We start from the raw sequence: 25,114 nt of genomic DNA on the forward strand, positions 1-25,114 counted from the left end.
GCGAGTTTCGAGAGGAGACGAGGATGACCGCCACGGGCGACCTCGACGGCTGGACCCACGTGTACTCGGGCAAGGTGCGCGACCTCTACGTGCCGACGGCGCTGATGACCGACGACGACAGCTGGACGGGCGACCCGCTCAGCCTGTCGCCCGTCGTGCTCGTCGTCGCGAGCGACCGGGTGAGCGCGTTCGACCACGTCCTCCAGCCGGCCATCCCCGGCAAGGGCGCCATGCTGACCTCGCTCACGCGCTGGTGGTTCGACCAGCTCCCCGAGGTGCCGAACCACCTCGCCTACGCCGAGGACGACCGCTACGCCGACCTGCCCGAGATCCCGGCCGAGGTCGCCGAGCGCGCGATGCTGTGCCGCTCGCTCGACATGTTCCCGATCGAGTGCGTCGTGCGCGGGTACCTCACGGGCAGCGGCTACGCAGAGTACGCCGCGACCGGCGCCATCGGCGGCATTCCCCTGCCCGAGGGGCTCGAGGACGGCGACCGGCTGCCGGAGCCCGTCTACACGCCCGCGTGGAAGGCGCCGATGGGCGAGCACGACGAGAACATCTCGTACGAACGCACGGTCGAGCTCGTGGGCGAGACGGTCGCCGGGCAGCTGCGCGCGATCTCGCTCTCGGTCTTCCGGCACGCATCGGAGGTCGCCGAGGAGCGCGGGCTGATCCTGGCCGACACCAAGTTCGAGTTCGGCGCCGACCGCGAGCTCGGCATCGTGACGCTCGCCGACGAGGTGCTGACGAGCGATTCGAGCCGGTACTGGGACCTCGAGGCATACCTGACCGGCGCCTCCCCCGACATCCGGATGGCGAGCTTCGACAAGCAGATCGTGCGCGACTGGCTCGCCGCGAACTGGGACCGGTCCGAGACCGAGGAGCCGCCGACGCTGCCCTCGGAGGTCGTCGAGCAGACGGCCGAGCGATACCGGGCGCTGGTGGAGCGGCTGACGCTCGGCCTGTAGGCGCGGGCGAGTCCGGGAATACCCGCCGAGGGGCTGTGGTTGTATTGGTTGTGCTTACAACTGATTCGGATGCCGCAGCCGGCGCCGCCCCCGACCGTCTCGCCGCGGACACGGCGATGGGGCCGGTGACCCTCCGCGTCGCCGACCTCGACGCCATGATCCGGTACTACCGCGACGGCGTCACCCTCGAGCTCCTCAGCCACGACGGGCCCGTCGCCGTGCTGGGCCGCGGCCGCGTGCCCTCCGTGATCCTCGAGCACGCCCCCGAGCTGAGGCACGCGTCGCCCCGCAGCGCGGGACTCTTCCACACCGCGATCCTGTTCGACACGCGCGAGGCGCTCGCCACGGCACTGCTCTCCGTCGCGTCGAAGCACCCGGGCACGTTCACGGGCAGCGCCGACCACCTCGTGAGCGAGGCGTTCTACTTCGACGACCCCGAGGGCAACGGCGTCGAGCTGTACTTCGACCGCGACCGCTCGACGTGGAGCTGGACGCACGGCTCGGTCGAGATGGCCACGATCTTCCTCGACCCGAACGGCTACCTCCGCGAGCACCTCACCGAGCGAGGGGCGGATGCCGCGGCCGCGGGCACCGGGCTCGGCAGCGCCGGCGTCGGACACGTCCACCTGTCGGTCGGCGACGTCGCGAGTGCGCGCGAGTTCTACGTCGGCCGACTCGGCTTCGACCAGACCGCGACCTACGGCGACCAGGCGCTCTTCGTCAGCGCCGGCGGGTACCACCACCACATGGCCATGAACACGTGGAAGAGCCGAGGCGCCGGGCGTCGGCAGCTCGCCCTCGGACTCGGCAAGGTCGAGATCCTGGTGCCGACGGCCGACGACCTCGGCGAGCTGGGCGAGCGGATGGCGCACTTCCGCGTCCCGACGCGTGACGACGGCCGTGCGATCGCCTTCGACGACCCGTGGGCGAACGTCGTCGAGGTCCGCTCCGCCGAGTAGCGCGGCGCGCGCCGCGACGGGCCGGGCTCAGTCCTCCGGGCGCTTCCGGTGCGACATGTCGTGGAACTCGCCGAAGTCGAGCGCGGCGCCCGGCAGCTCCGTCGTCCGGGGGCGGGCACGCAGCCCGTCGAGCACGATCGCGAGCTGTCGTCGCCAGAACGGCAGGTATGTTCCGCCGTACTGGCCGAGCGAGCCGAGCATGTCCACGAGCACGCTGAGGTCGACGGCCGTGACGTCGGGGCGCAGCGCGCCCTCGGCCTGGGCCCGGGCCACGATGCCGTCGGCGACGGCCTGCAGCTCGGTGCCGGGACGATGATCGGGGTCGAGCTCGGCGACGCGCCGCATGACCGCCGGCAGGTACGGGCGCTCGATGAGCCACGCCGACAGGCCCTCGAGCCACAGCTCGATGGCGTGCCATCCGCTCTCGGCCTCGACGATCTCGGCGGTGAAGGCGCGGAGGTCGTCGACGCCGGTGTCGTAGAGCTCGCGGAGCAGGGCGTCGCGCGTCGGGAAGTGGCGGTACACGGTGCCGGCGCCGACCTCGGCACGGGTGGCGAGTTCGTCCAGCGGCGCGTCGATGCCGCGCTCGGCGAAGAGGCGCCGCGCCTCGACGAGCAGGCGCTCATGGTTGCGTCGGGCGTCGCGGCGCGACGACACGGTCGTGGTCACGGGTCCAGCGTACGCCCGCGATGCAGGACGGTGTCCGGATCGGCTAGTATTCGGAGTGTCGACTCCGCTTCCCTAGGCGGAGGACGCGCGCCCTCTCGGGGGAGGGGCGCCGGTGCGGCGGGCGACGGGGTGGTTCTCTGCTCTGGGGGATGCCCGCCGCACCCACCTCGGCACCGGGCCCGGCGCGGTGCGCCGTCGCGACTCCGTGCGCTACTCGAGGGTCTCGAGGTGGACGTCGACCGGCTCCCCCGGCTCGATGCCCTCGGCGTCGCGGACCGCGCGCTTGAGCGGCAGCGCGTACCGCTCCCTGCCGGGGAAGATCGAGGTGCGCCAGGTGGTGCCGCCGATCGTCGCCGACACCCGGACGGACCCGAAGCCGCGAGGCATCCGCGGGCGATCGCGGATCTCGTCGGACAGGTCGGCCGGCACGTCCACGAAGAACCACGAGTCCGCGGCCCGCTCCTCCCACCGGTAGACGACGGCGGTGAACCGGTACTCCTCGCGCATACGCCGACCCTACGCCCGGCCCCCGACGCCGGCGTGCCCGCGCACTCCCGTCCGACCGCTCGTGTCCGGATGGCCCGGCGCGGGCGGTCGGCGCGACCGGGCGGGCCGTCGAGGGCCGCCGAGGCCCGAGGTTCACGTCCGGGTCCCCGGACCGGATCGTCCCCGCGACCCTGACGTGCGGACCGGCCCGATGGCTAGGCTGGCCGCGTGGCAGCACCGAACGACGACCGAGCCATCGAGACCGACGACCGGGAAGTCGAAGCGAACACCCGGCGCATCGAGGCATCCGTCGTCACCGACTTCAGCGACCGCATGAGCTACGGCGGCTACCTCGACCTCGACACGCTGCTCGCCGCGCAGCGGCCGATCTCGCGGCCCGAGCACCACGACGAGCTGCTGTTCATCATCCAGCACCAGACCACCGAGCTGTGGCTGAAGCTCGTGCTGCACGAGCTGGCGACCGCGTGCGAGCTCATGCGCGCCGACGACCTCGCCCCCGCGCTGAAGTGCATCGCGCGCGTGAAGCACATCCAGAAGACGCTCACCGAGCAGTGGTCGGTGCTCGCGACGCTCACCCCGAGCGAGTACGCGCAGTTCCGCGGCGTGCTCGGCAACGCCTCGGGCTTCCAGTCGTACCAGTACCGCGCGGTCGAGTTCACGCTGGGCAACAAGAACGCGAGGATGCTCCAGGTCTTCGAGGCGGACGCCGCGGCGAGCGCGATCGTGCGCCGCGCGCTCGAGGCGCCGAGCCTGTACGACGAGTTCCTGCGGCTGCTCGCGCGGGCCGGGTACGACATCCCCGCCGAGGTGCTCGAGCGCGACGTCACGACGGCGTGGACGTTCCACGAGGAGCTCGTGCCCGTGTTCGCGGCGATCTACGCCGACCCCGAGCACAACTGGGCCGCGTACGAGACCTGCGAGGAGCTCGTCGACCTCGAGGACAACTTCCAGCTCTGGCGGTTCCGGCACCTGAAGACCGTCGAGCGCATCATCGGCTCGAAGACGGGCACCGGCGGGTCGAGCGGGGCGCCGTTCCTCAGGCGGGCGCTCGAGTTGACCTTCTTCCCCGAGCTGTACGCAGTCCGCACCGAGATCCCGGGGTGAGTGGGATGACGGATGCCGCGGACGCGACGGCCGGACCCCGAGCGACGGAACGGGGTGGACCGGCCGGTTCGGACGTGACGTTCGGCGCCGACGCACCGCCCGGTGCCGACGCACCGCTCGGTGCCGACGCACCGCTCGGCGCCGACGCACCGCTCGGCCCGCTCGCGCGGCGCGTGCGGCGTTCGCTGAACGGCGACCACCCCGGCGAGACGGGCACCATGCTGCCGCCGTTCATCGACCATCACGTGCACCTCCAGCTGGCCGACGCCGGCCCGTCGGTGGCCCGCGGGATCGCGGCCGTCGTCGACCTCGGCGCGGACCCGGGGGCGATCGCATCGATCGCCCGTGCCGACGGGCTGCCGCACGTGCGCTACGCGGGGGCGTTCCTCACCGCGCGAGGCGGCTATCCCTCGGGGAGACCGTGGGCGCCGACGGGATGCGTCCGCGAACTCGACGCCGTGGGCGGCGAGGCCGACGACCTTCGCGAACGCCGGCACCACGCGCTCACCGGTCCCGTCGAGGCGGCGGTCGACGAGCAGCGCCGGTTCGGGGCATCCGTCGTCAAGGTCGCGCTGAACTCGGCCGCCGGACCGGTGTTCGACCGGGCGACGCTCGACGCGGTCGTCGCCGCCGCGCACGCGGCCGGACTGCCCGTCGCCGTGCACGCCGAGGGCGTCGGCGCGGCCCGGCTCGCGATCGACGCCGGCGCCGACGTGCTCGTGCACGCTCCCTTCAGCGAACGACTCGACGACGACCTGATCGCGCGCGCCGCCGCGGCCGGCCAGGCGTGGATCCCGACGCTCGCGATCCACGTCCGGGACGACGCATCCGTCGCCGAGACCGCGATCGAGAACGTCCGCCGCTTCCACGCGGCGGGCGGGCGCCTGCTCTACGGCACCGATGCGGGCAACGGCGACCTCGAACCGGGCGTGAATCGCGTCGAGGTCGCCGCGCTCGTGCGCGCCGGGCTCGCGGCATCCGAGGTCATCGACGCGCTCGCCGACCCGTGGCCCGAGACGACGCCCGGCTGGGCCGACGCCGGCGTCGCGACCTTCCTGCCCGACCCCGCCCCCGCCGCCGCCGACCTGATCGACCCCGACGCCGTCGCCCGATGGCTCGCGACGGCGCGACTCGTGCCCACCGAGGAACTGGAGCCCTGCTGACCATGGACGCGCTGCTCGCCTACGCCCGCCGCCAGGACCGAGCCGACGGCCTCGCGCACCTGCGCAAGCGCTTCGTCGGCGCCGACACCGACCTCGTCTACTTCGACGGCAACTCGCTCGGGCGCCCGCCGATCTCCGCGGTCGAGCGGGTCGAGCGGTTCATGCGCGAGGAGTGGGGCGGTCGGCTCATCCGCGGGTGGGACGAGTCCTGGCTGCAGCTGCCGTACGAGATCGGGGACCGGATCGGCCGTGCGGTGATCGAGGCGAAGGCCGGCCAGACGGTCATCGGCGACTCGACCACGGTGCTGCTCTACAAGCTCGCTCGTGCCGCGGTCGATGCCCAGGTCGCGCGCGACCCGCAGCGGCGCGAGATCGTGGTCGACCGCGACAACTTCCCGACCGACCGCTACGTGCTCGAGGGCATCGCGAACGAGACCGGATGCCGCCTCCGCTGGATCGACGTCGACCTCGAGCGCGGCGTCACGCCGGAACAGCTCGCGGAGGCGGCCGGCCCGCAGACGGCGCTCGTCGTCGTCAACCACGTGTCCTATCGCTCGGCACACCTGGCCGACGCGCCCGAACTCACTCGCATCGCGCACGACGCGGGCGCCCTCATCCTGTGGGACCTGTGCCACTCGGCCGGCTCGGTGCCGGTGCACGCGGACCAGTGGGAGTTCGACCTCGCGGTGGGCTGCACGTACAAGTACCTCAACGGCGGGCCCGGCTCCCCCGCGTTCGCATACGTTCGGGACGACCTGCACTCCGTCCTGCGGCAGCCGATCCAGGGCTGGTTCGGCACCGCCGACCTGTTCGCGATGGGGCCGGAGTACGTGCCCGCGCCCGGCATCCGCCGCTTCGTCAGCGGCACCTCGCCGATCACCGCGATGATCGCGATGCAGGAGACGCTCGCGATGATCGAGGACGTCGGGATGGCGGCGGTCCGTGCGAAGTCGGTCGCGCTCACCGAGTACGCGATCGAGCTCGCCGATGCCTGGCTCGCGCCGCTCGGGGTCACGGTCGGTTCACCGCGTGACGCGGAGGAGCGCGGCGGGCACGTGATCCTGCAGCACGACGCCATGCGCGAGGTCACCGCGCGGCTCTGGCAGCGCGACGTCATCCCCGACTACCGCGACGTCGGAGGCCTCCGCATCGGGCTCGCGCCGCTCTCGACGAGCTTCGAGGAGGTGCACCGCGGGCTGGACGTCACGCGCGAGGTGCTTCGCGAGGTGATCGCGGAGCGGGCCGGGCTGGGCTAGCGTCAGCCGGCGGGGCCGCGGCCGCCGCGCGATCCGGACTCCTCCGGTCGCCGAGCACGATCGCGAGGATGACCGCGAGCGAGAGGCCCGACTCGAACACGGCGGAGAGCCAGAGCTCCGGCGCGGTGATGAGGAGAGACGCGCCGAGGACCACGTGCATCGCGCAGACCGTGAGGATGATCGCACGTCCCTCGGCGAGCATCGCCCGGTGGACCAGGACGAGTGCGATGACGATCGCGACGCCCATCAACATGTTGTAGACCCCGACGTTGCGCGTCCAGAGCGCGACGGCGTCGTACTCGTCCGGCTCGATGAGGAAGATCGGGTGCAGTGCGGGACTGCGGAAGAAGAAGGTCTCCAGCACGCCGATCGCGACGAGCGTCAGTGCCTGGAGCGCGGCGAGGACCTGGGCGACGGGACTCATGGGCGCATCATCGTGCGGGCCCGCGGCGTCCGCATCGGGGCTGTCCCCGCCCCGAGGGTGCGGATGGCCGGGGCCACGCGGCCGTGACCGGGTCCGCGCGCGGGTGCCGGCGCCACGCGTGCGCGTGCTAGGCGCGCTCGGCGCGCGTGTCAACGCCCTCGACGCCGACGCGGGGCTCGACGAGACTGCTGGCACCCGATGCGGCACCACCGTGCACGCGGGCGCCCCACGACAGGAGGAGTGACGAAGATGAGCGATCAGTCCACGAGCCGCGACGAGCCGACGACCACGCCCGGAACGTCCACCATGCCCCCCACGCCGCCCGTCGGCGCCGAGGCCGTCGGCACGACCGGCGGATCGGGCTCGACGCCCACGAGCGCCTCGACCGGGTCGGACACGGACACGTCCGCCACCGAGCGCGCGTCCGGCGGCGCCGCCCCGGCCGGTCCGGGGCCGGACGGCGAGCGCGAGGCCGTCGACTCGGTGGGGGCGACCTCGGGGACGCCGATGACCGCCGCCGCGGACGCCGCTGCCGGCGCCGCCCGACAGGTCGCCGATGCCGCGTCCGACGTGGCCCGGCAGGCCGCCGCGAAGGTGAGGGAAGCCGCCGAGAACGCCGACCTCGACCGCCTGACCGAGGACGCCAAGCGGGTCACGGGCGAGTGGACCGAGCGCGTCAAGGAGGAGTACCGCAAGCGTCCGGGTGTCGTCATCGGCGCCGCCGTGGCAGGTGTGGTGGTGCTCGGCGCGATCGCCCGTGCGATCGGGCGGCGATGAGCGGGTCGTACGGCGACCCGGACCGCCCGATGACCGACCCGAAGGCGCCCGTGACGTCGATGGACACCGAGGTGGCCGACGCAGCGGAGCCGCACGAGGCGGCCCAGGACGACGCGATCCGGGACACCGATCGCGACGCATGACTCGACCGCGGCGCGGCCCCCGGAGCATGATGGGGTCGGATGCGGACTGGATGGAAGGGGAAGGTGCCATGACGGACGCCACGAACAGCGACAACAGGGACCTCGACGACCGCGTCGAGGAGGCGGTGGGGCGAGCCAAGGCCGCGGCGGATGCCGCCTCCGACCAGGCGTCCGGCGTGCTCGACGACCTCTCGAGCTCGGCGAACGAGGCGATCGGCCGCGCGACGGCCGCGGCGTCGGACGCCGCGAGCCAGGCCAAGGCGCTCGCCGCGGACGCCGCGGACGACGCCGCCGAGTTCATCGACGACGCCTCGGACTGGATCCAGGAGAAGTACCGCGAGAACCCGGCGCTCGTGCTCGGGCTCGCGGCGGCCGCCGGGGTGGCGATCCTCGTCGGCATCGGCGCGATCGTCCGGGCCATCGCCCGCAGCTGAGCGAAGCGGAGCCCGGGCGCTGCGTCAGCGGCGCCCGGGCTCAGTCGTGTCGGGGTGGGGTGAGCCCTGCGATCCGCGCGAACTCGTCGCGGAGCGCGGCGGCGAACACCGATGCCTCGACCGCATCCGCGTCGCAGTGCACGGCGCAGCGCAGCATCCCGTCGTAGGAGAGCGCGGCGACGCCGAGCCGCACGTTCCCCTGGATCGCCGCCACGGGCCAGACGCGCTCGAGCGGTGCGCCAGCGAGGGCGAGCGGATGGCGCGGCCCGGGGACGTTCGTCACGAACATGGCGACGAGCCGCTGGTACCGCACGACCCGGCGGAAGAGCAGGGTGCCGACGCGGGTGCGCGTGAGCTCGAAGGAACCGCGCGAGCGAGCGTCGGCCTTCCGCTCCGACGTGAGCGCCGCGATGCGTCGGAGCCTCGTCGAGGCGTCGGGCTCGCCGGTCGGCAGCGGCACGAGCATCACGCCGACCGCGTTGCCCGAACGTCCGCGCCCCGCGAGCGCCACCGGCACGCTGGCCGGCAGCACCGGCGGCACCGGTTCGCCGCGCGCCCGAAGCGCGGCCTCGGCGGCCGCGACCGCGGCGGACAGGAGCGCGTCGTTCACCGTCGCCCCGGCTGACGCGGCACCGGTCTCGACCGCGTCGAGCGGCACGTCGACGAACGCGACCCCGCGGCGCGACCCGATGCGACCGAGCAGGATCGTGCGCGGCACGACCGGGCGGAATACCGTGATCGTGCGCTTCCAGCCCGAGGCGAAGGTCCGGAGCGTGGAGCGGAACGTGCGGCGCGCGCGCCGCGCCGGCGGAACGCCTCGGGTCGCCGTCGCAGCGACATCCGGCGCCGACCCGCCCGGGTGCAGCAGCGCCTCCACGAGCCGGACCGCGGCCAGCCCGTCGGCCATCGCGTGCTGGATGCGGAGCACGATCCCGACCCGACCCGGCGCGACCCCGGGCACGAGCAGCAGCTCCCACAGCGGACGGTCGAGGGGAAGCGGCGTCACCATCAGGCGCGCGCACAACGCCTCGAAGCCAGCGGACCCGTCGACGGCGTCGACCAGCCGTACGTGCCGCTCGAGGTCGAGGGTCGTGGGCTCCCAGGCGAACCCGCCTCCCTCGGCGACGACGCGCTGGGACAGCCGCGGCAACGCCCCGACGAGCCCGTCGATCGCCGAGCGGATCGCCGCGACATCCGGTTGACCCGACGCGCTCACCGGGCCGCCGGGCCCGAGCACGCCCGCCATCAGGAACGCGTTCACCTGATCGGGCGCGTCGAGCACGATGTTCGACGCGTCGGCCGGCGAGAGCCGTTCCCGCCGCGCCGTCGGGCTGCCCACGGCCGCAGTCTACGTCGCGCGACGAGCGTCATCCGGGCGACGGATAGAATCGAGGCATCCACGCCCTCGACACCGAACGGAGAACCGCGGTGCCCACCATCGTCGTCGAAGTGATGCCCAAGGCCGAACTGCTCGACCCGCAGGGAAAGGCCGTCGCCGGCGCGCTCTCCCGCACCGGGCACGGCTCCATCAGCGGGGTCCGCGTGGGCAAGCGCTTCGAGCTGACCGTCGACGGTCCCGTCGACGACGCACTGCGGGCCGAGGTCGCCGCACTCGCCGAGAACGTGCTCTCGAACTCGGTCATCGAGGACGTCGTGGGCATCCACTACGAGCAGTCCAACGTCGAGGCGGCCGCCGAGGCCGCGGAGCACCACGACGGCTACGACGCCCCCGCGGGCGAGACGCACTGAGGCCGGGGAGACCGCGCATGCGCATCGGCGTGATCACGTTCCCCGGCTCGCTCGACGACCGCGACGCCCAGCGCGCCGTTCGCCTCGCCGGCGGCGAGCCCGTCGCACTCTGGCACGGCTCGCACGACCTCGAGGCCGTCGACGCCCTGATCCTCCCCGGCGGCTTCAGCTACGGCGACTACCTGCGCGCCGGCGCGATCGCCTCGCTCAGCCCGATCATGACCGAGGTGGTCGACGCGGCGAACCACGGCATGCCCGTGCTCGGCATCTGCAACGGGTTCCAGATGCTCGCCGAGGCGCACCTGCTCGAGGGGGGCCTGATCCGCAACGACCACGGCTCGTTCATCTGCCGTGACCAGGTGCTCCGCGTCGAGAACGCGTCGACCGCGTGGACCGGCGAGTTCGAGGCCGGCCAGGAGATCACCATCCCGCTCAAGAACGGCGAGGGCGGCTTCATCGCGTCGGAGGAGACGCTCGACCGGCTCGAGGGCGAGGGTCGCGTGGCGTTCCGCTACGTCGGGGTCAACCCGAACGGCTCGCTGCGCGACATCGCGGGCATCACCAACGCCGCGGGCAACGTCGTCGGCCTCATGCCGCACCCCGAGCACGCGGTCGAGCCGGGCTTCGGCCCCGACACCGCGGCCGCGATGCGCTCGGGCGTCGACGGGCTCGGCTTCTTCACGAGCGTCATCCGCCGCACCCTCGTCGAGGCGTAACCGGGCGACCGCGCCCGCGCGGCTGGTCCGAGAGCTGGACGCCCGGGGGTCCGCCGACCCGGGATCCGCTGGATCGGGCACCGATCTGCTCCCGTAGGCTGGGGCCCCTGGAGGTGCCGATGCCGACCGCCGACGGAACCCGCCGCTCGTGGGCGACCCTGTCCGAGGCCATCTCGTCCCGGATCTGGCCGCTGCCCGTGGCCGCCATCATCGCCGCCGTCATCGCGGGCATCGCGCTGCCGATCCTCGACCTGGCCGTCGACGAGGACCTGCCGCCGTGGCTCGGCGCGATCCTCTTCAGCGGCGGCACGGATGCCGCGCGAGCCGTCCTCACCACCATCGCGGGATCGCTCATCACCGCGACGTCGCTGACCTTCTCGCTCACGGTCGTCGCGCTCCAGCTCGCGAGCAGCCAGGCATCGCCGCGGCTGCTGCGCACGTTCTCATCCGACCGGATGGTGCACGTGACGCTCGCGACGTTCATCGGCACGTTCGCCTACGCCCTGACGGTGCTGCGCACGGTGTCGGACACCGGCGACCAGGTGCCGCGCATCGCCATCACGGTCGCGTTCGCACTGACGCTGGCGAGCGTGATCATGCTCGTGCTGTTCCTCGCACACCTTGCGAGCCTGCTCAGGGTCGAGACGATGCTGCGCGACGTGCACCGCGAGACCGGCCGGACGATCGCGCTCGTCGGCGGCGACGATCGCCCAGAGGCGCCGGCGCCGGATCGACCCGACGACGCCCGCACGGTGTTCGCGCGCCGCTCGGGTTTCGTGACCGGGATCGACCGGGACGGCCTGATCGAGGCCGCGCGGAGCCACGGCGTGGTGGTGCGCGAACTCCGGCACGTGGGTGCGAGCGTCATCGAGGGCGCGCCGCTCGCCGAGTGGTGGCCGGAGGGCGCGGCGCACGAGTCGGATGCGCCCGGCACGACGGGCGCGGCCGGCACGGCGGGCGCGGCCGGCACGGCCGTTCCGGCGGTGGCGACGACGCCGGCGACGGACGTCGCGGCCGATCGGATGTCGCGCGCCGAGCGGTCGGCGCTCGAGGGCGCGATCGTCGAGGCCTACCGCGTCGGCTACGAGCGCACCTCGCCGCAGGACATCGGCTTCGGCCTGCGCCAGATGGCGGACATCGCGAGCAAGGCACTCTCTCCGGGTGTCAACGACCCGACGACCGCGGTGCACGCGCTGAGCCACATCGCCGCCGTGCTGGGCGACCTCGCCGAGCTGCCCGAGACACCCGGTGCCTATGCCGACGAGGATGGGGCGGCCCGGGTCGTCCCGGTCGGCCACGACTTCGCGGATCTCCTCGAGGTCGGCGTGCAGCAGGCACGGCGATACGGGGTGGACGACCCGGACGTCGTCGGCCGTCTGTTCGCCCTCATCGAGGACGTCGGTCGTCGGGCGACTCGGTCGGAGCACGTCGCCGCGCTGCGGCTGCAGCTCGACCGCCTGGTCGCGAGCGTCGCCGCGGCGGACTACGACCCGCACGAGCGCGCGGAGTTCGCGCGCCGCGCGGATCACGCCCGGAGCGTGCTCGATCGGGCGGCCGGCGCCGCGTCGGCGTAGTCACGGTCGCACGGGGGCCCGGCCGGCGCCCGAGCCGCGCTGCCACGCGACCCGGACGCCCGCCGATGCCCGGAGCGTCCGGCTAGGCCGCGACCTCGGGCTCCGCGGCCTCCGGCTGCTGCGGCACGTCGGCGTTCACGCCGGCCGCGTACGCCGCGCGCAGGGCCGCGCCGAGGTCGCCGTCGACGTTCGTCCAGTACTGGAAGAACCGCTCGCGGATGTCGTCGATCGAGATGGCGTGCGCCTGGCCCGAGAGCGTCTCGAGGAGGCGCGCCCTCGCCTCGGCCGAGAACACGTCGCGGTAGAGCGTGCCGGCCTGGCCGAAGTCGGAGTCGTCGGAGCGCAGCGTGTAGGCCGTGCGCACGAGCGACCCGTCGGCCTCCCAGCCGCCCTCGCCCGCGGCATCCGCAGACGCGACCGGGCCGCCGAACGAGTTCGGCGCGTACACGGGCGCGGTCGGCGCGTTGAAGTGGTGCCGCGCGGCGCCGTCCTGCGAGTAGGTGTGCACGGACGCCGCGTGCGGCGCGTTCACCGGGAGCTGGTTGTAGTTCGTGCCGACCCGGTAGCGCTGCGCGTCGGGGTAGCTGAACACGCGCGCCATGAGCATCTTGTCGGGGCTGATCGCGATGCCGGGCACCGTGTTGGCCGGCGAGAACGCGGCCTGCTCGATCTCGGCGAAGAAGTTCTGCGGGTTGCGGTCGAGCGTGAGCGTGCCGACCGGGATCAGCGGGTAGTCCGAGTGCGGCCACACCTTGGTGAGGTCGAACGGGTTGAAGCGGTAGGTCTTCGCGTCCTCGTACGGCATGACCTGCACGTGCAGGTCCCACTTCGGGAACTCGCCTCGCTCGATCGCCTCGTGGAGGTCGCGGCGGTAGAAGTCGGCGTCGGCGCCCGCGATGGCCTCGGCGGTCGCGGCATCCAGGTGCAGGTCGCCCTGCTGCGAGCGGAAGTGGTACTTGACCCAGAACCGCTCTCCGGCGGCGTTGATCCACTGGTAGGTGTGCGAGCCGTAGCCCTGCATCTCGCGCCACGACTTCGGCAGGCCGCGGTCGCCCATGAGGTAGGTGACCTGGTGGGCCGACTCCGGCGAGAGCGTCCAGAAGTCCCACTGCATGTCGGCGTCGCGGAGGCCCGAGCCGGGCAGGCGCTTCTGCGAGTGGATGAAGTCGGGGAACTTCGCGCCGTCGCGGATGAAGAACACGGGGGTGTTGTTGCCGACGATGTCGTAGTTGCCCTCGGTCGTGTAGAACTTCAGCGAGAAGCCTCGCACGTCGCGCCACGTGTCGGGCGAGCCCTGCTCACCGGCGACCGACGAGAAGCGCAGGAGCGTCTCGGACTCGGCGCCGGGCTGGAAGACCGCGGCCCGCGTGTACGCCGACACGTCGTGCGTCGACTCGAAGCGGCCGAACGCGCCGCCGCCCTTGGCGTGGACGATCCGCTCGGGGATGCGCTCGCGGTTGAACTGCGCGAGCTTCTCGACGAGGTAGCGGTCGTGCAGCACGGTCGCGCCGTCGGCGCCGACCGTGAGCGAGTGGGCGTCGCTGGCGACGGGCGTGCCGGTCTGGGTGGTCGTCACGGGCGGGGTCGTAGGGTTCGACATTCGTCCTTCTTCTTCTCGATGGGTGGGATGCCGCGGCCGCGACGATGCACCGGCGTGCGGGCACGACGAGCACCGCCCCGTCCGGGCGGTCGGCGCGCGAGCGCGCCTGCGCGAGCGGATGCCGCCGGGCTAGCCGGCGACCTCCCGCTGGCAGTCGGCGCAGAGGCCCCAGAAGGTGACCTCGGCGGTGTGGATGGCGAAGCCGGATGCGTCGGACGGCGCGAGGCACGGCGGCTCGCCCACGACGCAGTCGACATCGGCCACGGCGCGGCAGCTCGTGCAGACGACGTGGTGGTGGTTGTCGCCCGTGCGACTCTCGTAGAGTGCCGGCGATTCGGCAGGCTCGATCCGCCGCAGCAGGCGGGCGTCGGTCAGCGCGCCGAGCACGTTGTAGATCGACTGGAGCGACGTGCCCGGAAGCGAGCCGGTGACGCGCGAGTGCACGGCCTCCGCGTCGAGGTGGCCGTGGCCGCCGACGGCGTCGAGCACCGCGAGGCGCTGGGCGGTCACCTTGAGGCCGGCCGCGCGGAGGCGCCCGACGGCGTCATCGTGGCGGGTCTCGGCGTCCATGCGTTCACCGTAGCAGTTGTTTTGAGTGGTTCAAAACAACTCTGGCGCATCCCCGACGACGAACGACCCGGCGTCGTCGAGATCGCCGTGTCCCCGACCGGCGCGCTCCGGGCACGCGTGCTGCGATGAGGGCCGGGCCGCCATCGGCGACCCGGCCCTCACCGGCACGACCTACGGAATCGGGATGACCCCGGTGTCGGTCTGGTAGCCGGTGACCGGCGCGTGCGGGATCTCCTCCCAGCGCGCCGGGTCCTCCTCCTGGACCTCGCCGGTCGCCATGCCGACGAGCAGTTCGCTCAGGGCGACGACGTTCTGCTTGATCGACTTGCCGCGCGCCTTCTGCCCGAGACTGCCGTCGCTGGTGTTGCCGCTCGTCTCGAAGAAGATCGCCGGGTTGCTGTGGCCCTCGGGGTTCAGCCCCTCGTGGTCGAGGCCGAGCATCATGGCCGACACGACGCCGCCCTTGATGTCGATCTCGAGGCTCCCGCCGACCTGGTAGCGGTCCATGTTGACGTACCCGGCGCGCTGCAGCTCGTCGTAGACGTGCACGTGCATCTGGCGGGTGAGCACGTCGTACGCACCGCCCTCGACGCCCGGAAGCGTCGGCCCGCCGGGCGCGAGCGAGATGCCGAGCGAGAGCGTGACCTCGTCGCCCGTGCCGTACTCGCGCTTCAGGCCCTGGTGGTGGATGTCGACCGCGAACGCCGGGTCGACCATCGTCCAGTACTCGTAGAACGCCTCCGACTCGGCGGCCGCGAACTTCCCCACGCCCCAGTCGCGGTTCAGGTCGATCCGCGCGTCCGAGCCGTCCTGCAGGATCGTGTGCCGGATGTTGAGCTCCGAGCCGTCGGGGTTGTACATCGGGATCACGTGGAAGGTGTACGTCTCGCGGAGCAGCGTCCAATCGGGCGAGCCGTTCGTGCCGAGCTCCTTGAGGACCGCGAGGAGCGACTCGGTGCCGTAGGGCTCGTTGCCGTGGATGCGGCCCTGGAGCCAGACGGCCTCGGGGCCGTCGCCGACGGTCGCGACGTAGAGGTCGCGACCCGACTCGGACGTGGACACCGCCGTGCCCACCTCGGCGAGCGTGCGGACGTCGACGCCGAAGCGAGCGGTGTCCTCGAGCCGCTCGAGCTCGGCGATCAGATCCGAGTAGGTCGCGATGCTGGCGGTGCTGGTCTCCCCCTCGGTGGAGGGGAAGTTCGCGTCGGCGATCGCCGGTGCGCCGGCGACGAGCGGACCCGCGACGGCGAGGGCCGCGGCGGCGGCGAACGTCGTGGTGCGGGCGGTTCGGGATCGGTGGTGCGTCGGCGTCGGGCCTGTGGACATCGGTGTCTCCCCCTGTCGTGCGACGTGCCGGTGAAGGCGGCACGGCCCCGGGATCACCCGGAATGGGTTTTCCCGTGAGCGTGCTGCGAGCCTACGGAGAAGCGGCTCCGCTCCTCAAGGGACGCGCGTCCCTGCTTCCTCCTCCACCGCACGCCGATCGTCCCGCGGATCGGATACGTCCCCCGATGCCGCATCGCCGTCGACGGCGTCGGCCTCGTCCGCGCGCTGCACGGGGATCGCCTGGGTGAACTCCGACGCGCGCTGCTCGCCGTCTGCGCTCCCCGAGAACAGGCCCGCGCGGGACGTCGAGCCGGTGACCGGCTTCGGCTCCGGCGAGCGCTCGCCCGCGCCATCGGTCGCCCGGCCGTCCGCCGCCGGGCCGCCGCCGCCCGGCTCGGAGCGCTCGGCCTCGGCCGACCGCTCGGCCCGCTCCGCCGGCTCCGCGCCGACGAGCACGCGCTGCTGCGGGAGCGCCGCGGCATCCTGCTCCCGGATCCACTCCACGAGGTCCTCGCGCACGAGGCAGCGGAGGTCCCACAGTGCAGCGGAGTCGGCGGCGCTGACGAGCACGCGGACGCGCACGAGGCCGCCGGTCGCCTCGGTCACCTGCAGGACCTTCGTGCGACCGTCGAAGAGCTCCTCGCCGTCGAGGACCCGGTCGAGCTCCTCGCGCATGGCATCGGTCGAGATGCGCCAGTCGACGTCGAGCTCGATCGAGCCGATGAGCGCACTGCCGTACTTCGTCCAGTTCTGGAAGGGCTTGGTCGTGAAATAGGTGCACGGCAGCACCACGGTCCGCTCGTCCCACGTCACGACGACGACGTACGTGAGCGTGATCTCCCGGATCCGGCCCCACTCGCCCTCGACGACCACGACATCGTCGACCCGGATGGCCTCGCTGAAGGCGATCTGGATGCCCGCGAACATGTTCGCGAGCACGGTCTGCGCCGCCAGGCCGGCGACGATCGACGCGATGCCGGCGGACGCGAGCACGCTCGCCCCCACGGCGCGAACGCCGGGGAAGGTGAGCAGGATGGCGCCCACCGCGATGATCACGATGACGACGACCACGAGCCGGCGCACGATCTGGAACTGCGTGTGCACGCGACGTGCGACGCGGTTGTCGGCGACATCCATGCGGTATCGACTGACGCCCACGTCGGCGAGGAAGAGGAAGAGCTGCGCCACGAGCCACGCGCCCGCGGCGATCAACGCGATGAGGAACGCGTGGTCGACCGCGGGACGCCAACCGGCGTCGGGGAAGGCCAGGGCGATCGAGATCCACACCCCCGCAGTGAGCAGGACCGTGCGGAACGGCCACCTCGCGCGGCGGATGAGGATGCCCGCCCAGTCGCGGCGCCGAGCGACGGCGCGGACGATGATCGAGGCGATGGCGGAGACGATGAACGTCGCCACGACCGCGACCACGAGCGCGATCGCGAAGACGAGCGTGGTCTCCCAGGCGGGTGCGTCGGGCACGGGGGCTCCCTCCGAGTCGGAGTTCACCAGCGTAGGCGGCGGCCCCGCGGGGGGTGCAAGTCGAGAGCGCGGCTCTCGGGTTCTGCCCAGCGGATGCCGAGAAGGCGGTCAGCGCGGCAGCCGGGGCGCGCATCCACGCCGACTCGGGCTCCGGTGGGCCGCGCCCTCTGTCATCAGCCGGCGTCGCGGGCCGCGACCCAGGCCCGGACGAGCGACTGCAGCGCGGCTCGCTTGCGTTCGAGGTCGTCGGCGTCGGCGAACTTCGCCACCCGCGACGTGTCGCCCTCGCCCTCGAGGAGCCCGTCGGGGTCGGGAAGCTCGGCACCGCGGTGGAACATCAGGCTCGCGTGCGCCTTCGCCTTCGGGTAGAAGGAGGCGATGTTGCCGCGGTACACGAAGGTCGGCGCCTGCCACTTGATCGCCTCGGTCACGCGGTCGTCGGCCTCGAGCACCGCGTCGCGCACCGCCATCACGAGGTCGCGCTGCGGATTGTCGTACTGCTCGAACCAGGCGTCGACCGCCGGATCGTGACGCACCATGCCCGAAGTATGGCACCGCTCCCCGGGTGCGGCCGGCGGTGCCGCGGACGGATGGCTCGGTTACCCGCCCACCGCGCGGGTAGCCTGATCGGATGGCCCTCACCGACCTCGTCGGACTGCCCGGCGGCACGTTCCGCATGGGCAGCAACGTCCACTACCCCGAGGAGGCGCCGCAGCACGAGCGGCGCATCGCGGCCTTCGCGATCGAGCGGCACCCGGTCACGAACGCGCAGTTCGCGGAATTCGTCGCGGCGACGGGGTATGCGACCACCGCCGAGCGCCCGCTCGATCCCGACGAGTTCGAAGACGTCCCCGAGGCCGAGCGGGCACCCGGGTCGCTGGTGTTCACGCCGACGGACGGCCCCGTGGACCTGCGCGACTGGCGCCAGTGGTGGCGATGGGTGCCGGGCGCCGACTGGCGCCATCCGTTCGGTCCCGATTCCGACCTCGAGGGGCGGGCCGACCATCCGGTCGTGCACGTCGCCTATGCCGATGCCGCGGCCTACGCCGAGTGGGCGGGGCGACGCCTGCCGACCGAGGCCGAGTGGGAGTACGCCGCGCGCGGCGGACTGGACGGCGCCGAGTTCGCGTGGGGCGACGAGCGGATGCCCGACGGCGCCGTCATGGCGAACACGTGGCAGGGCGACTTCCCCTACCGGAGCACCGGCTGGGGCGGCACCTCGCCCGTCGGGTCCTACCCGGCCAACGGCTTCGGCCTCGTCGACGTCATCGGCAACGTGTGGGAGTGGACCTCCGACGCCTTCACGCCACGGCATGTGCCGCCCGGCGCGACATCCGTCGACCGCGGTCGGCGCACCGACCTGCTCGCCGGCGTCGCGCCCTCGCGGGCGCTGCACGTGACCAAGGGCGGGTCGCACCTGTGCGCGCCCGAGTACTGCCGCCGGTACCGGCCGGCGGCGCGGTCGTCGCAGGCCGAGGACTCGTCGACGACGAACCTCGGGTTCCGCTGCGCGGGGGACGTCGCGAGCGTCGCAGGCTGAGGGCGTCCGACTCGCTCAGCGGTACTCGGGGTTGGGGTCGTCCGGCGTCGGCCGGTACCCCCACCGCTCGCCCGAGTCCCACTCGTCGCGCACGTTGCCGATCGCGGGGATGCCGCCGGCGTCCTTGAGCAGCTTCGCGACGTGCATGAGGTTGTACGTCATGAACGTCGTGTTCCGATTGGTGAAGTCGTTCTCGGGGCCGCCCGAGCCCTCGTCGAGGTAGCTCGGGCCGGGGCCGGCCTCGCCGATCCATCCGGCATCGGCGGCCGGCGGGATCGTGCAGCCGATGTGCTGCAGCGAGAACAGGACGTCCATCGCGCAGTGCTTCAGGCCGTCCTCGTTGCCCGTGATGATCGCGCCGCCGACCTTGCCGTAGAACACGTACTGGCCCTTGTCGTTCGTCTCGCCGGACATGGCGTAGAGCCGCTCGATGAGCCGCTTGGTGACCGACGAGTTGTCGCCGAGCCAGATCGGGCCGCCGACGACGAGGATGTCGGCGTCGCGGATGCTCGGCCAGATCTCCTCGGGCCACGCATCGGCCGCCCAGCCGTGCTCGCGCATGTCGGGGTGGACGCCGGTCGCGACGTCGTGGTCGACGAACCGGAACGTCTCCACCGCGACGCCGTGCTGCCGCATCAGGGCGATGCTCGCGTCCATGAGGCCCTGGGTGTTGCTCACCTCGGGTGACCGCTTGAGCGTGCAGTTGACGTAGACGGCGCTGAGGTCGCTGAAGTCGGGTGCTGCTGCCATGATCCGAACCTACGCCCGAAGCGAGCGGATGCCACGGGGTTGCCGGTCGAGGGGTTCTCGCCTACGCGGGGACCCGAGCCGATCCCACCCGGCCGACGCCGGGGTCAATAGTGCAGCAGGCTCCGGATCTCGTATCGCCCGCCGAGCCGCTCGCGCCCGCCGAGCCCGTCGAGCTCGATCGCGACCGAGACGCCCGCCACGCGCCATCCGGCCCGCTCGATCAGGCGCGACGCGGCCTCGACGGAGCCGCCCGTCGCGAGCACGTCGTCGATGATGAGCACGCGAGACCCCGGCGGCACCTCGCCCTCGTGCACCTCGAACGCCGCCGTGCCGTATTCGAGGTCGTACTCCTCGCGGAAGACGGCGCGCGGCAGCTTGCCCGCCTTGCGGACCGGGAGCACGCCCGCGCCGCACAGCGCCGATGCGGCGCCGGCGAGCAGGAACCCGCGCGCCTCCAAGCCGGCGAGGCGGTCGAACCGACCCGCGAACGGCACGGTCAGCGCCTCGGACAACGCGTGGAACGCCGGGCCGTCGGCGAACACGGGCGTGAGGTCGCGGAAGACGATGCCGGGCTCGGGGAAGTCGGGGATCGTCGCGATCTTCGACTCGACGAGTTCCCGGACCTGCGCTTCGTTCACCGGTTCACCCTACTGCCGGCCGCGTCGGCCGGATCTTCGCATCCGATCGCACCATCCGGCTCAATGGACCAGGGAGCTCAGCCAGATGACGAGCAGGCCGAGGCTGGCCGTCACGAGCGCGCTGAGCAGGTGCCATCCCCACGATCCGCCTCGGCGGGCGGCGACGGCCCACCCGATCACCGCGAGGACCGCCGTGCCGGCGAGCAGCGCCAGGTAGTAGGCGACGTACTCGTCCATCCAGCCGAACACCGCGGTGGCCAGGAACGCGATCGGCACGATCATCGCGAGGACGATGCCCGACGAGCGGAACGCCGACTCGCGCACCGCACGTGCGATGGCCTGCCAGCGGGGGCGACCGGACTCGGGGCCCTCCTCTCGCGCGATCGTGCCGGCGTAGACGTGGGCGAGCCAGAACACGGCCGTGGCGCCCAGGGTGAACAGCAGCACGTCGAGGTCGGTGTCGTCGTCCCATCCGACCGCGATGAGCGCGCTGACGAGCACGACGCCGTAGATCGACGACTCGCTGCGGTACGCCCGCAGCATCAGCCCGGCGGTCCTCCGGCCCACGTCGACCGCGCCTCCGCGGCCGCGGGAGTCCGGCGCCGCCGGCGGGCGGTCGTCCCCCACCTCCCCCATGGCCTCACCATAGCGCCGGCGGCCGCGATCCGCCTTTCGTTCGATGCCGTCGTCCGGTGCCGTCCGGCAGGATTGAACGGTGAGTTCTCCCGATCCCGTCGACGCCCCCGCCATGCCCGAGCCCGTCCTCCCCGCCCCGGCGACCACCCCCGTGACCTCGGTCGCGCCCGGCCTCACGCCGAAGCGCCTGTTCCGCCTGCTCGCGGTCGCCGAGGCGATCACGTGGACGATCCTGATCACGGCGCTCATCATGCGCGCGACGCTCGACCTCGACTGGGCGGTGCTCGTCGGCGGCTCGATCCACGGCTTCGTCTTCCTCGGGTACGCCTTCACCGCGGCGCTCGTCGGCGTGAACCAGCGCTGGCCGTTCGGCCTGATCGTGCTCGGCGTCGTGTTCGCGATCGTGCCCTACGCGACGATCCCCTTCGAGGTGTGGCTGCTGCGACGCGGGAAGCTCGAGGGGCCATGGCGCCGCGAGGCGACCGACCACCCCGCCGACGGCTCGGTGATCGACCGGATGCTGCGCTGGTTCCTCGCCCGTCCCCTGCTGCTGACCGTGCTCGCCGTGCTCGGCATCGCCGCGGTCTTCACCGTCCTGCTCCTGATCGGCCCGCCCGGCGGCCGCGACTGAGCTCCGGCCCACCGACTCGACCGGCACGACGAAGGGCGGGGCGGATGCCGCGGCATCCGCCCCGCCCTCGTCATCGGCGGCGCGATCGACTAGTCGACCGTGACCCGGTCGATCGACACCGTGCCCCTGCCCGCGAACGTCAGGGAGTAGCCCTGCACGTCGGTCAGCGTGAGCCCGTCGTCGGGCGCGCCCTCCGGCTGCTCGTCGGCCCGCGTGAAGGCGTCGAACGGGATCGTCACCTCGTGCCATCCGGCCGTCCGGTCGACGACGCTCGCCGTGAACCGTTCCGCCGTGTCGGGGGCCTGGTAGACGCGCACGTAGTCGACCGTCAGCGACTGCGGGAACACCAGGTCGTCTCCGGGCGTGCCGCCGAAGTTGCCGCCGACCGCGATGTTCGTGATGAGCGAGAACGGGTGGTCGAAGACCCACTCGTTCGGCGCGACGTCCGCGGGGTCGGCCTGGTGGAAGACGATCCCGTCGACCTCCCAGACGATCTCCTCGGGCGTCCACTCGACCGCGAACTCGTGCCAGCCGTCGGGCACGGGCTCGCCGAAGTCGTAGATGCCGCCGTACGACTGACCGCCCGAGTAGCCCGGGCCGTGGATCGTGCCGAAGACCTCGTTCGGCAGTCGGCCGACGTACTCCATGACGTCGATCTCGCCCGTCTGCGGCCAGCCGACCTCGCGGAAGTCGGTGCCGAGCGACCAGACCGCCGGCCAGATGCCGGTGCCCTCGGGCAGCTGCACGCGCGACTCGATGCGTCCGTACTCGAACTCCTGCTTCTGCTCGGTGATGAGCCGCGCCGAGGTCACCTCGCACGGCCCGTACCAGCACTCCAGGTCGGTCGTCGCCGGGTCGACCTCGCGGGCCGTGATGACGAGGTTGCCGTCGCCGTCGAGCGACGCGTTGTCGGTGCTGTCGGTGTAGTACTGGCGCTCGTCATTGCCCCAGCCCCAGCCGCCGGTCTCGTAGGTCCAGTTCTCGGGGTTCGCGGGCGAGCCTGCGGGGCCGTCGAACTCGTCGCTCCACGCGAGCTCCCAGGAGTCCGGGCCCTCGTCGGGCGCCGGGTCGTCCTGGAGGCCGACCGTGATGCGGGTGGGCTTGCCGGTGCCGTTCACCATGAAGCTGATGCCGTCGGCGTCCGACCAGTCCTGGCCGCCCGCGAACTCGCGCGTCATCGTCGCCGTCCCGCGGTGGGTGAAGTCGGCGACGCCCTCGTAGGCGCTCTGGCCCGCGTAGGCGTCGTCGTCACCGGCCGCGATCTCGCGGGTGGTGAGCTCGGCGTTGCCGGTCGTCTCCCACAGCCAGGGCGTCGACTCGAAGTCGTCGACGAGCGCGGCGTCGGCCGCGTCGTCGTCCTGGATGCTCACGGTCGCGGTGCGCACGAAGCCGAACTCGGCGCCCTGCGGGTCGGAGAGCCGCACGACGAACGTCTCGTCGACCTCGTGCTTGTCGTCGTCGATCGTCGGCAGCTCGATGGTCGCCTCGCGCTCCCCTGCGGGGATCGTGACCGTACCGGTCGCCGGAGTGAAGTCGCGGTCGGCGCTCGCCGAGAGGTCCTCGGTCGCGGTCCGCGCCTCGGTCGCCCCGGAGGCCCAGTCGACGGTCACATCGGTGTCGGCGACGCGGTTCAGACGGATGACGCCGGTGAGCGTGTCGCCCTCCTCGACCTCGTACCCGGCGCGGTCGAACCCGACCGCGAGGGCGGGCGGCTCGGCCTCGCCGTAGACCAGGACGTCGTCGTAGAGGAAGGTCTGCGGCGTGGTCGTCCGCAGCGAGCCGAACGCGTACCCGTGCATGTCGGTCAGCGTCAGCCCGTCGTTCGGCGCGCCGTTGCCGATGTTCTTGCGCTGGAACTCGTCGAAGTCGAACGTGAGGAACTTCCATCCGCGCCAGTCGTCGGCGAACGAGACGACGAAGCGCTCGGCGTCGTCGGTCGTCGAGCCCGGGTTGCGGTTGTCGAGCAGGTCGAGGAACAGGTCGGTGCCCGAGCCGTTGCCGTACATCCAGAACCCGATGCCCTCGTAGGTCGACCAGTCCTCGGTCGTCCACGCGTCGGCGGCCTCGTTCGTGAAGTTCCGCACGACGACGCCGAAGGAGGAGACGGAGAAATCGGCCTTCAGCACGTGGTTGGGCGATGGGGCGCCGGGAACGGGCGCGGGGGCGGCATCCGTGCGCTCGAAGGCGACGCTGCTGTTCGGGTCCTGCGCGCCGAACCAGCCGACGGGGATGCCGTCGCCGTCGGTGCCGCCGACGAGCGGCGTCTCGTGGTCGTCGACGACGGTCTTCCGGCCGTCCGGCGGCCCCACGACCGCGCCGTCATCGTCGAGGATCGTGACCTCGAACGACGCGACCGAGCCGAGCTGCGCCCCCGACGGGTTCGAGAGCTCGAGCGCGAAGGTCTCGTTCTGCTCCTCGGCGTCGTCGGCGGTCGTGGCGACCCGGACGGTCTTGAGCGTCTCGCCGGGCGCGAACTCGATCGTCGTCGACGGGTCGGCGTAGTCGGCGTCGGCGAGCGTCGCCGTGCCGTCCACGGCGCCGAGATCGACGCTGACCGGCGAGGTCGAGGCGAGGTCGAGCCGCACCTGCACGTCGATCTCGTCGCCCTCGATGGCGGATGCCGCGTCGGCCGCGAATGAGACGGAGGGCGTGACCTCGGTGTCGGAGTAGACCGCGATGTCGTCGACGCGGATCGTGTCGGCACCGTTGACGGCGGGGATCGCATACCCCCAGACCGACGTGAGGCCGAGTCCGTCGTCGGGCGCGCCCCCGGGCTGGAAGTCGGTCGCCCGGGTGAACGCCGACCAGGGCAGGCGGAGCTCCTTCCAGCCGTCGGTGTCGTCGACGAGGTCGACGTCGAACCGCTCGGATGCGTCGGCGTTCGCCCCGCCGTCGAAGAGCTCGACCTGGTACGCCGCGCCGTTGCCCGAGCCGTCGACCAGGAGGGTGACGCCGTCGAACGCGCTGACGTCGCGCGCTGCGGCGAAGGTCTGACCGACCCCGCCGAACGAGCCCGGCGCCGTGACATCCCATCCGTATGAGAGGAGCTTCGTCGGCTCGGTCTGGCCGGGCTTCGCCTCGGGGGTTCCGGCGGCGATGTCGACGATGCCGAAGCCCGCCGACCCGTACGAGAAGAAGCCGTCGGGTGCGCCGCCCTCGAAGTCGGCGATCACGGAGATGCTTCCGGCCGCGGAGGCCGGGGCGGCTGCGGCGAGCGGGGCGGCGACCACGGCCGCGGCCGCCAACGTCGCGGCCGCCCGTCGTGAGAGCGCTCTCTTCTTCGAGTCCATTCGTGCTCCATTGCAGTAGGTGAAGGGATCGACCGAGTCGGTCCCGGACAGGGTAGGCAGGCTGTGGCGAATCCCGCAAGCCCCTTGTGGACACTGGGATCGGAGACCTGCTGTCCTGTTCGGCGTCGAGGCGGGCGGGAAACCGCTCGCCGAAATCAGTCGGAAGAGAGCGCTCTCACAACATATCCCGCCGCCTCGGTCCGCCGACTCG

25 protein-coding genes are annotated in these 25,114 nt (G+C 72.5%); 12 read left to right on the forward strand and 13 right to left on the reverse strand.

Features of this window, described 5'->3' with window-relative positions:
• Nucleotides 1-23 precede the first annotated feature (23 nt).
• Nucleotides 24-968 carry a phosphoribosylaminoimidazolesuccinocarboxamide synthase gene (locus tag ACULK2_RS15870; protein ID WP_445968176.1) on the forward strand — a complete coding sequence of 315 codons (945 nt, stop codon included), beginning with the start codon at nucleotides 24-26 and terminating at the stop codon, nucleotides 966-968.
• 116 nt (nucleotides 969-1,084) lie between these two features.
• Nucleotides 1,085-1,927, forward strand: a complete 843-nt coding sequence (locus tag ACULK2_RS15875) for a VOC family protein (protein ID WP_445968175.1) — start codon at nucleotides 1,085-1,087, stop codon at nucleotides 1,925-1,927.
• 27 nt (nucleotides 1,928-1,954) lie between these two features.
• Here the strand turns inward: ACULK2_RS15875 and ACULK2_RS15880 are convergent, their stop codons facing one another.
• Nucleotides 1,955-2,596, reverse strand: a complete 642-nt coding sequence (locus ACULK2_RS15880) for a TetR/AcrR family transcriptional regulator (RefSeq protein WP_445968174.1) — start codon at nucleotides 2,594-2,596, stop codon at nucleotides 1,955-1,957.
• A gap of 210 nt (nucleotides 2,597-2,806) precedes the next feature.
• The gene (locus ACULK2_RS15885) at nucleotides 2,807-3,103 is read right to left on the reverse strand and encodes a DUF1905 domain-containing protein (protein WP_445968173.1); all 297 of its coding nucleotides are present in this window, start codon (nucleotides 3,101-3,103) and stop codon (nucleotides 2,807-2,809) included.
• A 207-nt stretch (nucleotides 3,104-3,310) separates the two neighbouring features.
• On the opposite strand from ACULK2_RS15885, the gene kynA reads away from it, so the two are divergent.
• Genes kynA through ACULK2_RS15900 form a run of 3 tightly spaced genes read left to right on the forward strand, consistent with a single transcriptional unit; the run spans nucleotide 3,311 to nucleotide 6,626 of the window.
• On the forward strand, nucleotides 3,311-4,207 hold the full coding sequence (kynA, locus tag ACULK2_RS15890) for a tryptophan 2,3-dioxygenase (protein WP_445968172.1): 897 nt from the start codon (nucleotides 3,311-3,313) through the stop codon (nucleotides 4,205-4,207).
• A gap of 5 nt (nucleotides 4,208-4,212) precedes the next feature.
• Nucleotides 4,213-5,370: an amidohydrolase family protein gene (locus ACULK2_RS15895; RefSeq protein WP_445968171.1), complete on the forward strand. Its 1,158-nt coding sequence runs from the start codon at nucleotides 4,213-4,215 to the stop codon at nucleotides 5,368-5,370.
• Nucleotides 5,371-5,372: 2 nt separating this feature from the next.
• A complete protein-coding gene (locus ACULK2_RS15900) occupies nucleotides 5,373-6,626 on the forward strand; it encodes a kynureninase (RefSeq protein ID WP_445968170.1) in 1,254 nt (417 codons plus the stop codon).
• Here the strand turns inward: ACULK2_RS15900 and ACULK2_RS15905 are convergent.
• Nucleotides 6,574-7,050, reverse strand: a complete 477-nt coding sequence (locus ACULK2_RS15905) for a DUF1304 family protein (RefSeq protein WP_445968169.1) — start codon at nucleotides 7,048-7,050, stop codon at nucleotides 6,574-6,576. The two genes, ACULK2_RS15900 and ACULK2_RS15905, sit on opposite strands and share 53 nt — an antisense overlap.
• A gap of 249 nt (nucleotides 7,051-7,299) precedes the next feature.
• On the opposite strand from ACULK2_RS15905, the gene ACULK2_RS15910 reads away from it, so the two are divergent.
• Together ACULK2_RS15910 and ACULK2_RS15915 are read left to right on the forward strand one after the other, a co-directional pair.
• Nucleotides 7,300-7,827 carry a hypothetical protein gene (locus ACULK2_RS15910; RefSeq protein WP_445968168.1) on the forward strand — a complete coding sequence of 176 codons (528 nt, stop codon included), beginning with the start codon at nucleotides 7,300-7,302 and terminating at the stop codon, nucleotides 7,825-7,827.
• Between the two features lie 211 nt (nucleotides 7,828-8,038).
• The gene (locus tag ACULK2_RS15915; protein ID WP_445968166.1) at nucleotides 8,039-8,404 is read left to right on the forward strand and encodes a hypothetical protein; all 366 of its coding nucleotides are present in this window, start codon (nucleotides 8,039-8,041) and stop codon (nucleotides 8,402-8,404) included.
• A gap of 40 nt (nucleotides 8,405-8,444) precedes the next feature.
• Here the strand turns inward: ACULK2_RS15915 and ACULK2_RS15920 are convergent, their stop codons facing one another.
• The gene (locus tag ACULK2_RS15920; protein WP_445968165.1) at nucleotides 8,445-9,743 is read right to left on the reverse strand and encodes a wax ester/triacylglycerol synthase domain-containing protein; all 1,299 of its coding nucleotides are present in this window, start codon (nucleotides 9,741-9,743) and stop codon (nucleotides 8,445-8,447) included.
• Between the two features lie 89 nt (nucleotides 9,744-9,832).
• On the opposite strand from ACULK2_RS15920, the gene purS reads away from it, so the two are divergent.
• From purS to ACULK2_RS15935, 3 genes are all read left to right on the forward strand, one after another.
• Complete coding sequence (purS, locus tag ACULK2_RS15925) at nucleotides 9,833-10,153, forward strand: phosphoribosylformylglycinamidine synthase subunit PurS (RefSeq protein WP_445968164.1); 321 nt, start codon at nucleotides 9,833-9,835, stop codon at nucleotides 10,151-10,153.
• Nucleotides 10,154-10,170: 17 nt separating this feature from the next.
• Complete coding sequence (gene purQ / locus ACULK2_RS15930; protein WP_445968163.1) at nucleotides 10,171-10,869, forward strand: phosphoribosylformylglycinamidine synthase subunit PurQ; 699 nt, start codon at nucleotides 10,171-10,173, stop codon at nucleotides 10,867-10,869.
• Nucleotides 10,870-10,988: 119 nt separating this feature from the next.
• Nucleotides 10,989-12,443, forward strand: coding sequence for a DUF2254 domain-containing protein (locus tag ACULK2_RS15935; protein ID WP_445968162.1), 1,455 nt, complete (start codon nucleotides 10,989-10,991; stop codon nucleotides 12,441-12,443).
• An 82-nt stretch (nucleotides 12,444-12,525) separates the two neighbouring features.
• On the opposite strand, the gene ACULK2_RS15940 is transcribed toward ACULK2_RS15935, so the two are convergent.
• From ACULK2_RS15940 to ACULK2_RS15960, 5 genes are all read right to left on the reverse strand, one after another.
• Nucleotides 12,526-14,043: a catalase gene (locus ACULK2_RS15940; protein WP_445968161.1), complete on the reverse strand. Its 1,518-nt coding sequence runs from the start codon at nucleotides 14,041-14,043 to the stop codon at nucleotides 12,526-12,528.
• Between the two features lie 129 nt (nucleotides 14,044-14,172).
• Nucleotides 14,173-14,613, reverse strand: coding sequence for a Fur family transcriptional regulator (locus ACULK2_RS15945; protein WP_445968160.1), 441 nt, complete (start codon nucleotides 14,611-14,613; stop codon nucleotides 14,173-14,175).
• A 171-nt stretch (nucleotides 14,614-14,784) separates the two neighbouring features.
• The gene (locus ACULK2_RS15950) at nucleotides 14,785-15,939 is read right to left on the reverse strand and encodes a M14 family zinc carboxypeptidase (RefSeq protein WP_445968159.1); all 1,155 of its coding nucleotides are present in this window, start codon (nucleotides 15,937-15,939) and stop codon (nucleotides 14,785-14,787) included.
• Nucleotides 15,940-16,053: 114 nt separating this feature from the next.
• Nucleotides 16,054-17,418, reverse strand: coding sequence for a mechanosensitive ion channel family protein (locus ACULK2_RS15955; protein ID WP_445968158.1), 1,365 nt, complete (start codon nucleotides 17,416-17,418; stop codon nucleotides 16,054-16,056).
• A gap of 173 nt (nucleotides 17,419-17,591) precedes the next feature.
• Nucleotides 17,592-17,957 carry a DUF1801 domain-containing protein gene (locus ACULK2_RS15960; protein WP_445968157.1) on the reverse strand — a complete coding sequence of 122 codons (366 nt, stop codon included), beginning with the start codon at nucleotides 17,955-17,957 and terminating at the stop codon, nucleotides 17,592-17,594.
• A gap of 92 nt (nucleotides 17,958-18,049) precedes the next feature.
• Here ACULK2_RS15960 and ACULK2_RS15965 point away from each other — a divergent pair, with 92 nt between their 5' ends.
• Entirely contained in the window at nucleotides 18,050-18,958 is a 909-nt protein-coding gene (locus tag ACULK2_RS15965) for a formylglycine-generating enzyme family protein (protein ID WP_445968156.1), read from the forward strand.
• 15 nt (nucleotides 18,959-18,973) lie between these two features.
• On the opposite strand, the gene ACULK2_RS15970 is transcribed toward ACULK2_RS15965, so the two are convergent.
• From ACULK2_RS15970 to ACULK2_RS15980, 3 genes are all read right to left on the reverse strand, one after another.
• Nucleotides 18,974-19,708, reverse strand: coding sequence for a flavodoxin family protein (locus ACULK2_RS15970; RefSeq protein ID WP_445968155.1), 735 nt, complete (start codon nucleotides 19,706-19,708; stop codon nucleotides 18,974-18,976).
• 104 nt (nucleotides 19,709-19,812) lie between these two features.
• Nucleotides 19,813-20,346, reverse strand: a complete 534-nt coding sequence (locus ACULK2_RS15975; RefSeq protein ID WP_445968154.1) for an adenine phosphoribosyltransferase — start codon at nucleotides 20,344-20,346, stop codon at nucleotides 19,813-19,815.
• 60 nt (nucleotides 20,347-20,406) lie between these two features.
• Nucleotides 20,407-20,982, reverse strand: a complete 576-nt coding sequence (locus ACULK2_RS15980; protein ID WP_445968153.1) for a hypothetical protein — start codon at nucleotides 20,980-20,982, stop codon at nucleotides 20,407-20,409.
• 79 nt (nucleotides 20,983-21,061) lie between these two features.
• On the opposite strand from ACULK2_RS15980, the gene ACULK2_RS15985 reads away from it, so the two are divergent.
• Complete coding sequence (locus tag ACULK2_RS15985) at nucleotides 21,062-21,613, forward strand: DUF3817 domain-containing protein (protein ID WP_445968152.1); 552 nt, start codon at nucleotides 21,062-21,064, stop codon at nucleotides 21,611-21,613.
• An 89-nt stretch (nucleotides 21,614-21,702) separates the two neighbouring features.
• On the opposite strand, the gene ACULK2_RS15990 is transcribed toward ACULK2_RS15985, so the two are convergent.
• Nucleotides 21,703-24,903, reverse strand: a complete 3,201-nt coding sequence (locus ACULK2_RS15990; protein ID WP_445968151.1) for a carbohydrate binding domain-containing protein — start codon at nucleotides 24,901-24,903, stop codon at nucleotides 21,703-21,705.
• Between the last annotated feature and the right edge of the window lie 211 nt (nucleotides 24,904-25,114).

The sequence above is a fragment of the Agromyces molybdatiresistens genome (genome assembly GCF_052748445.2).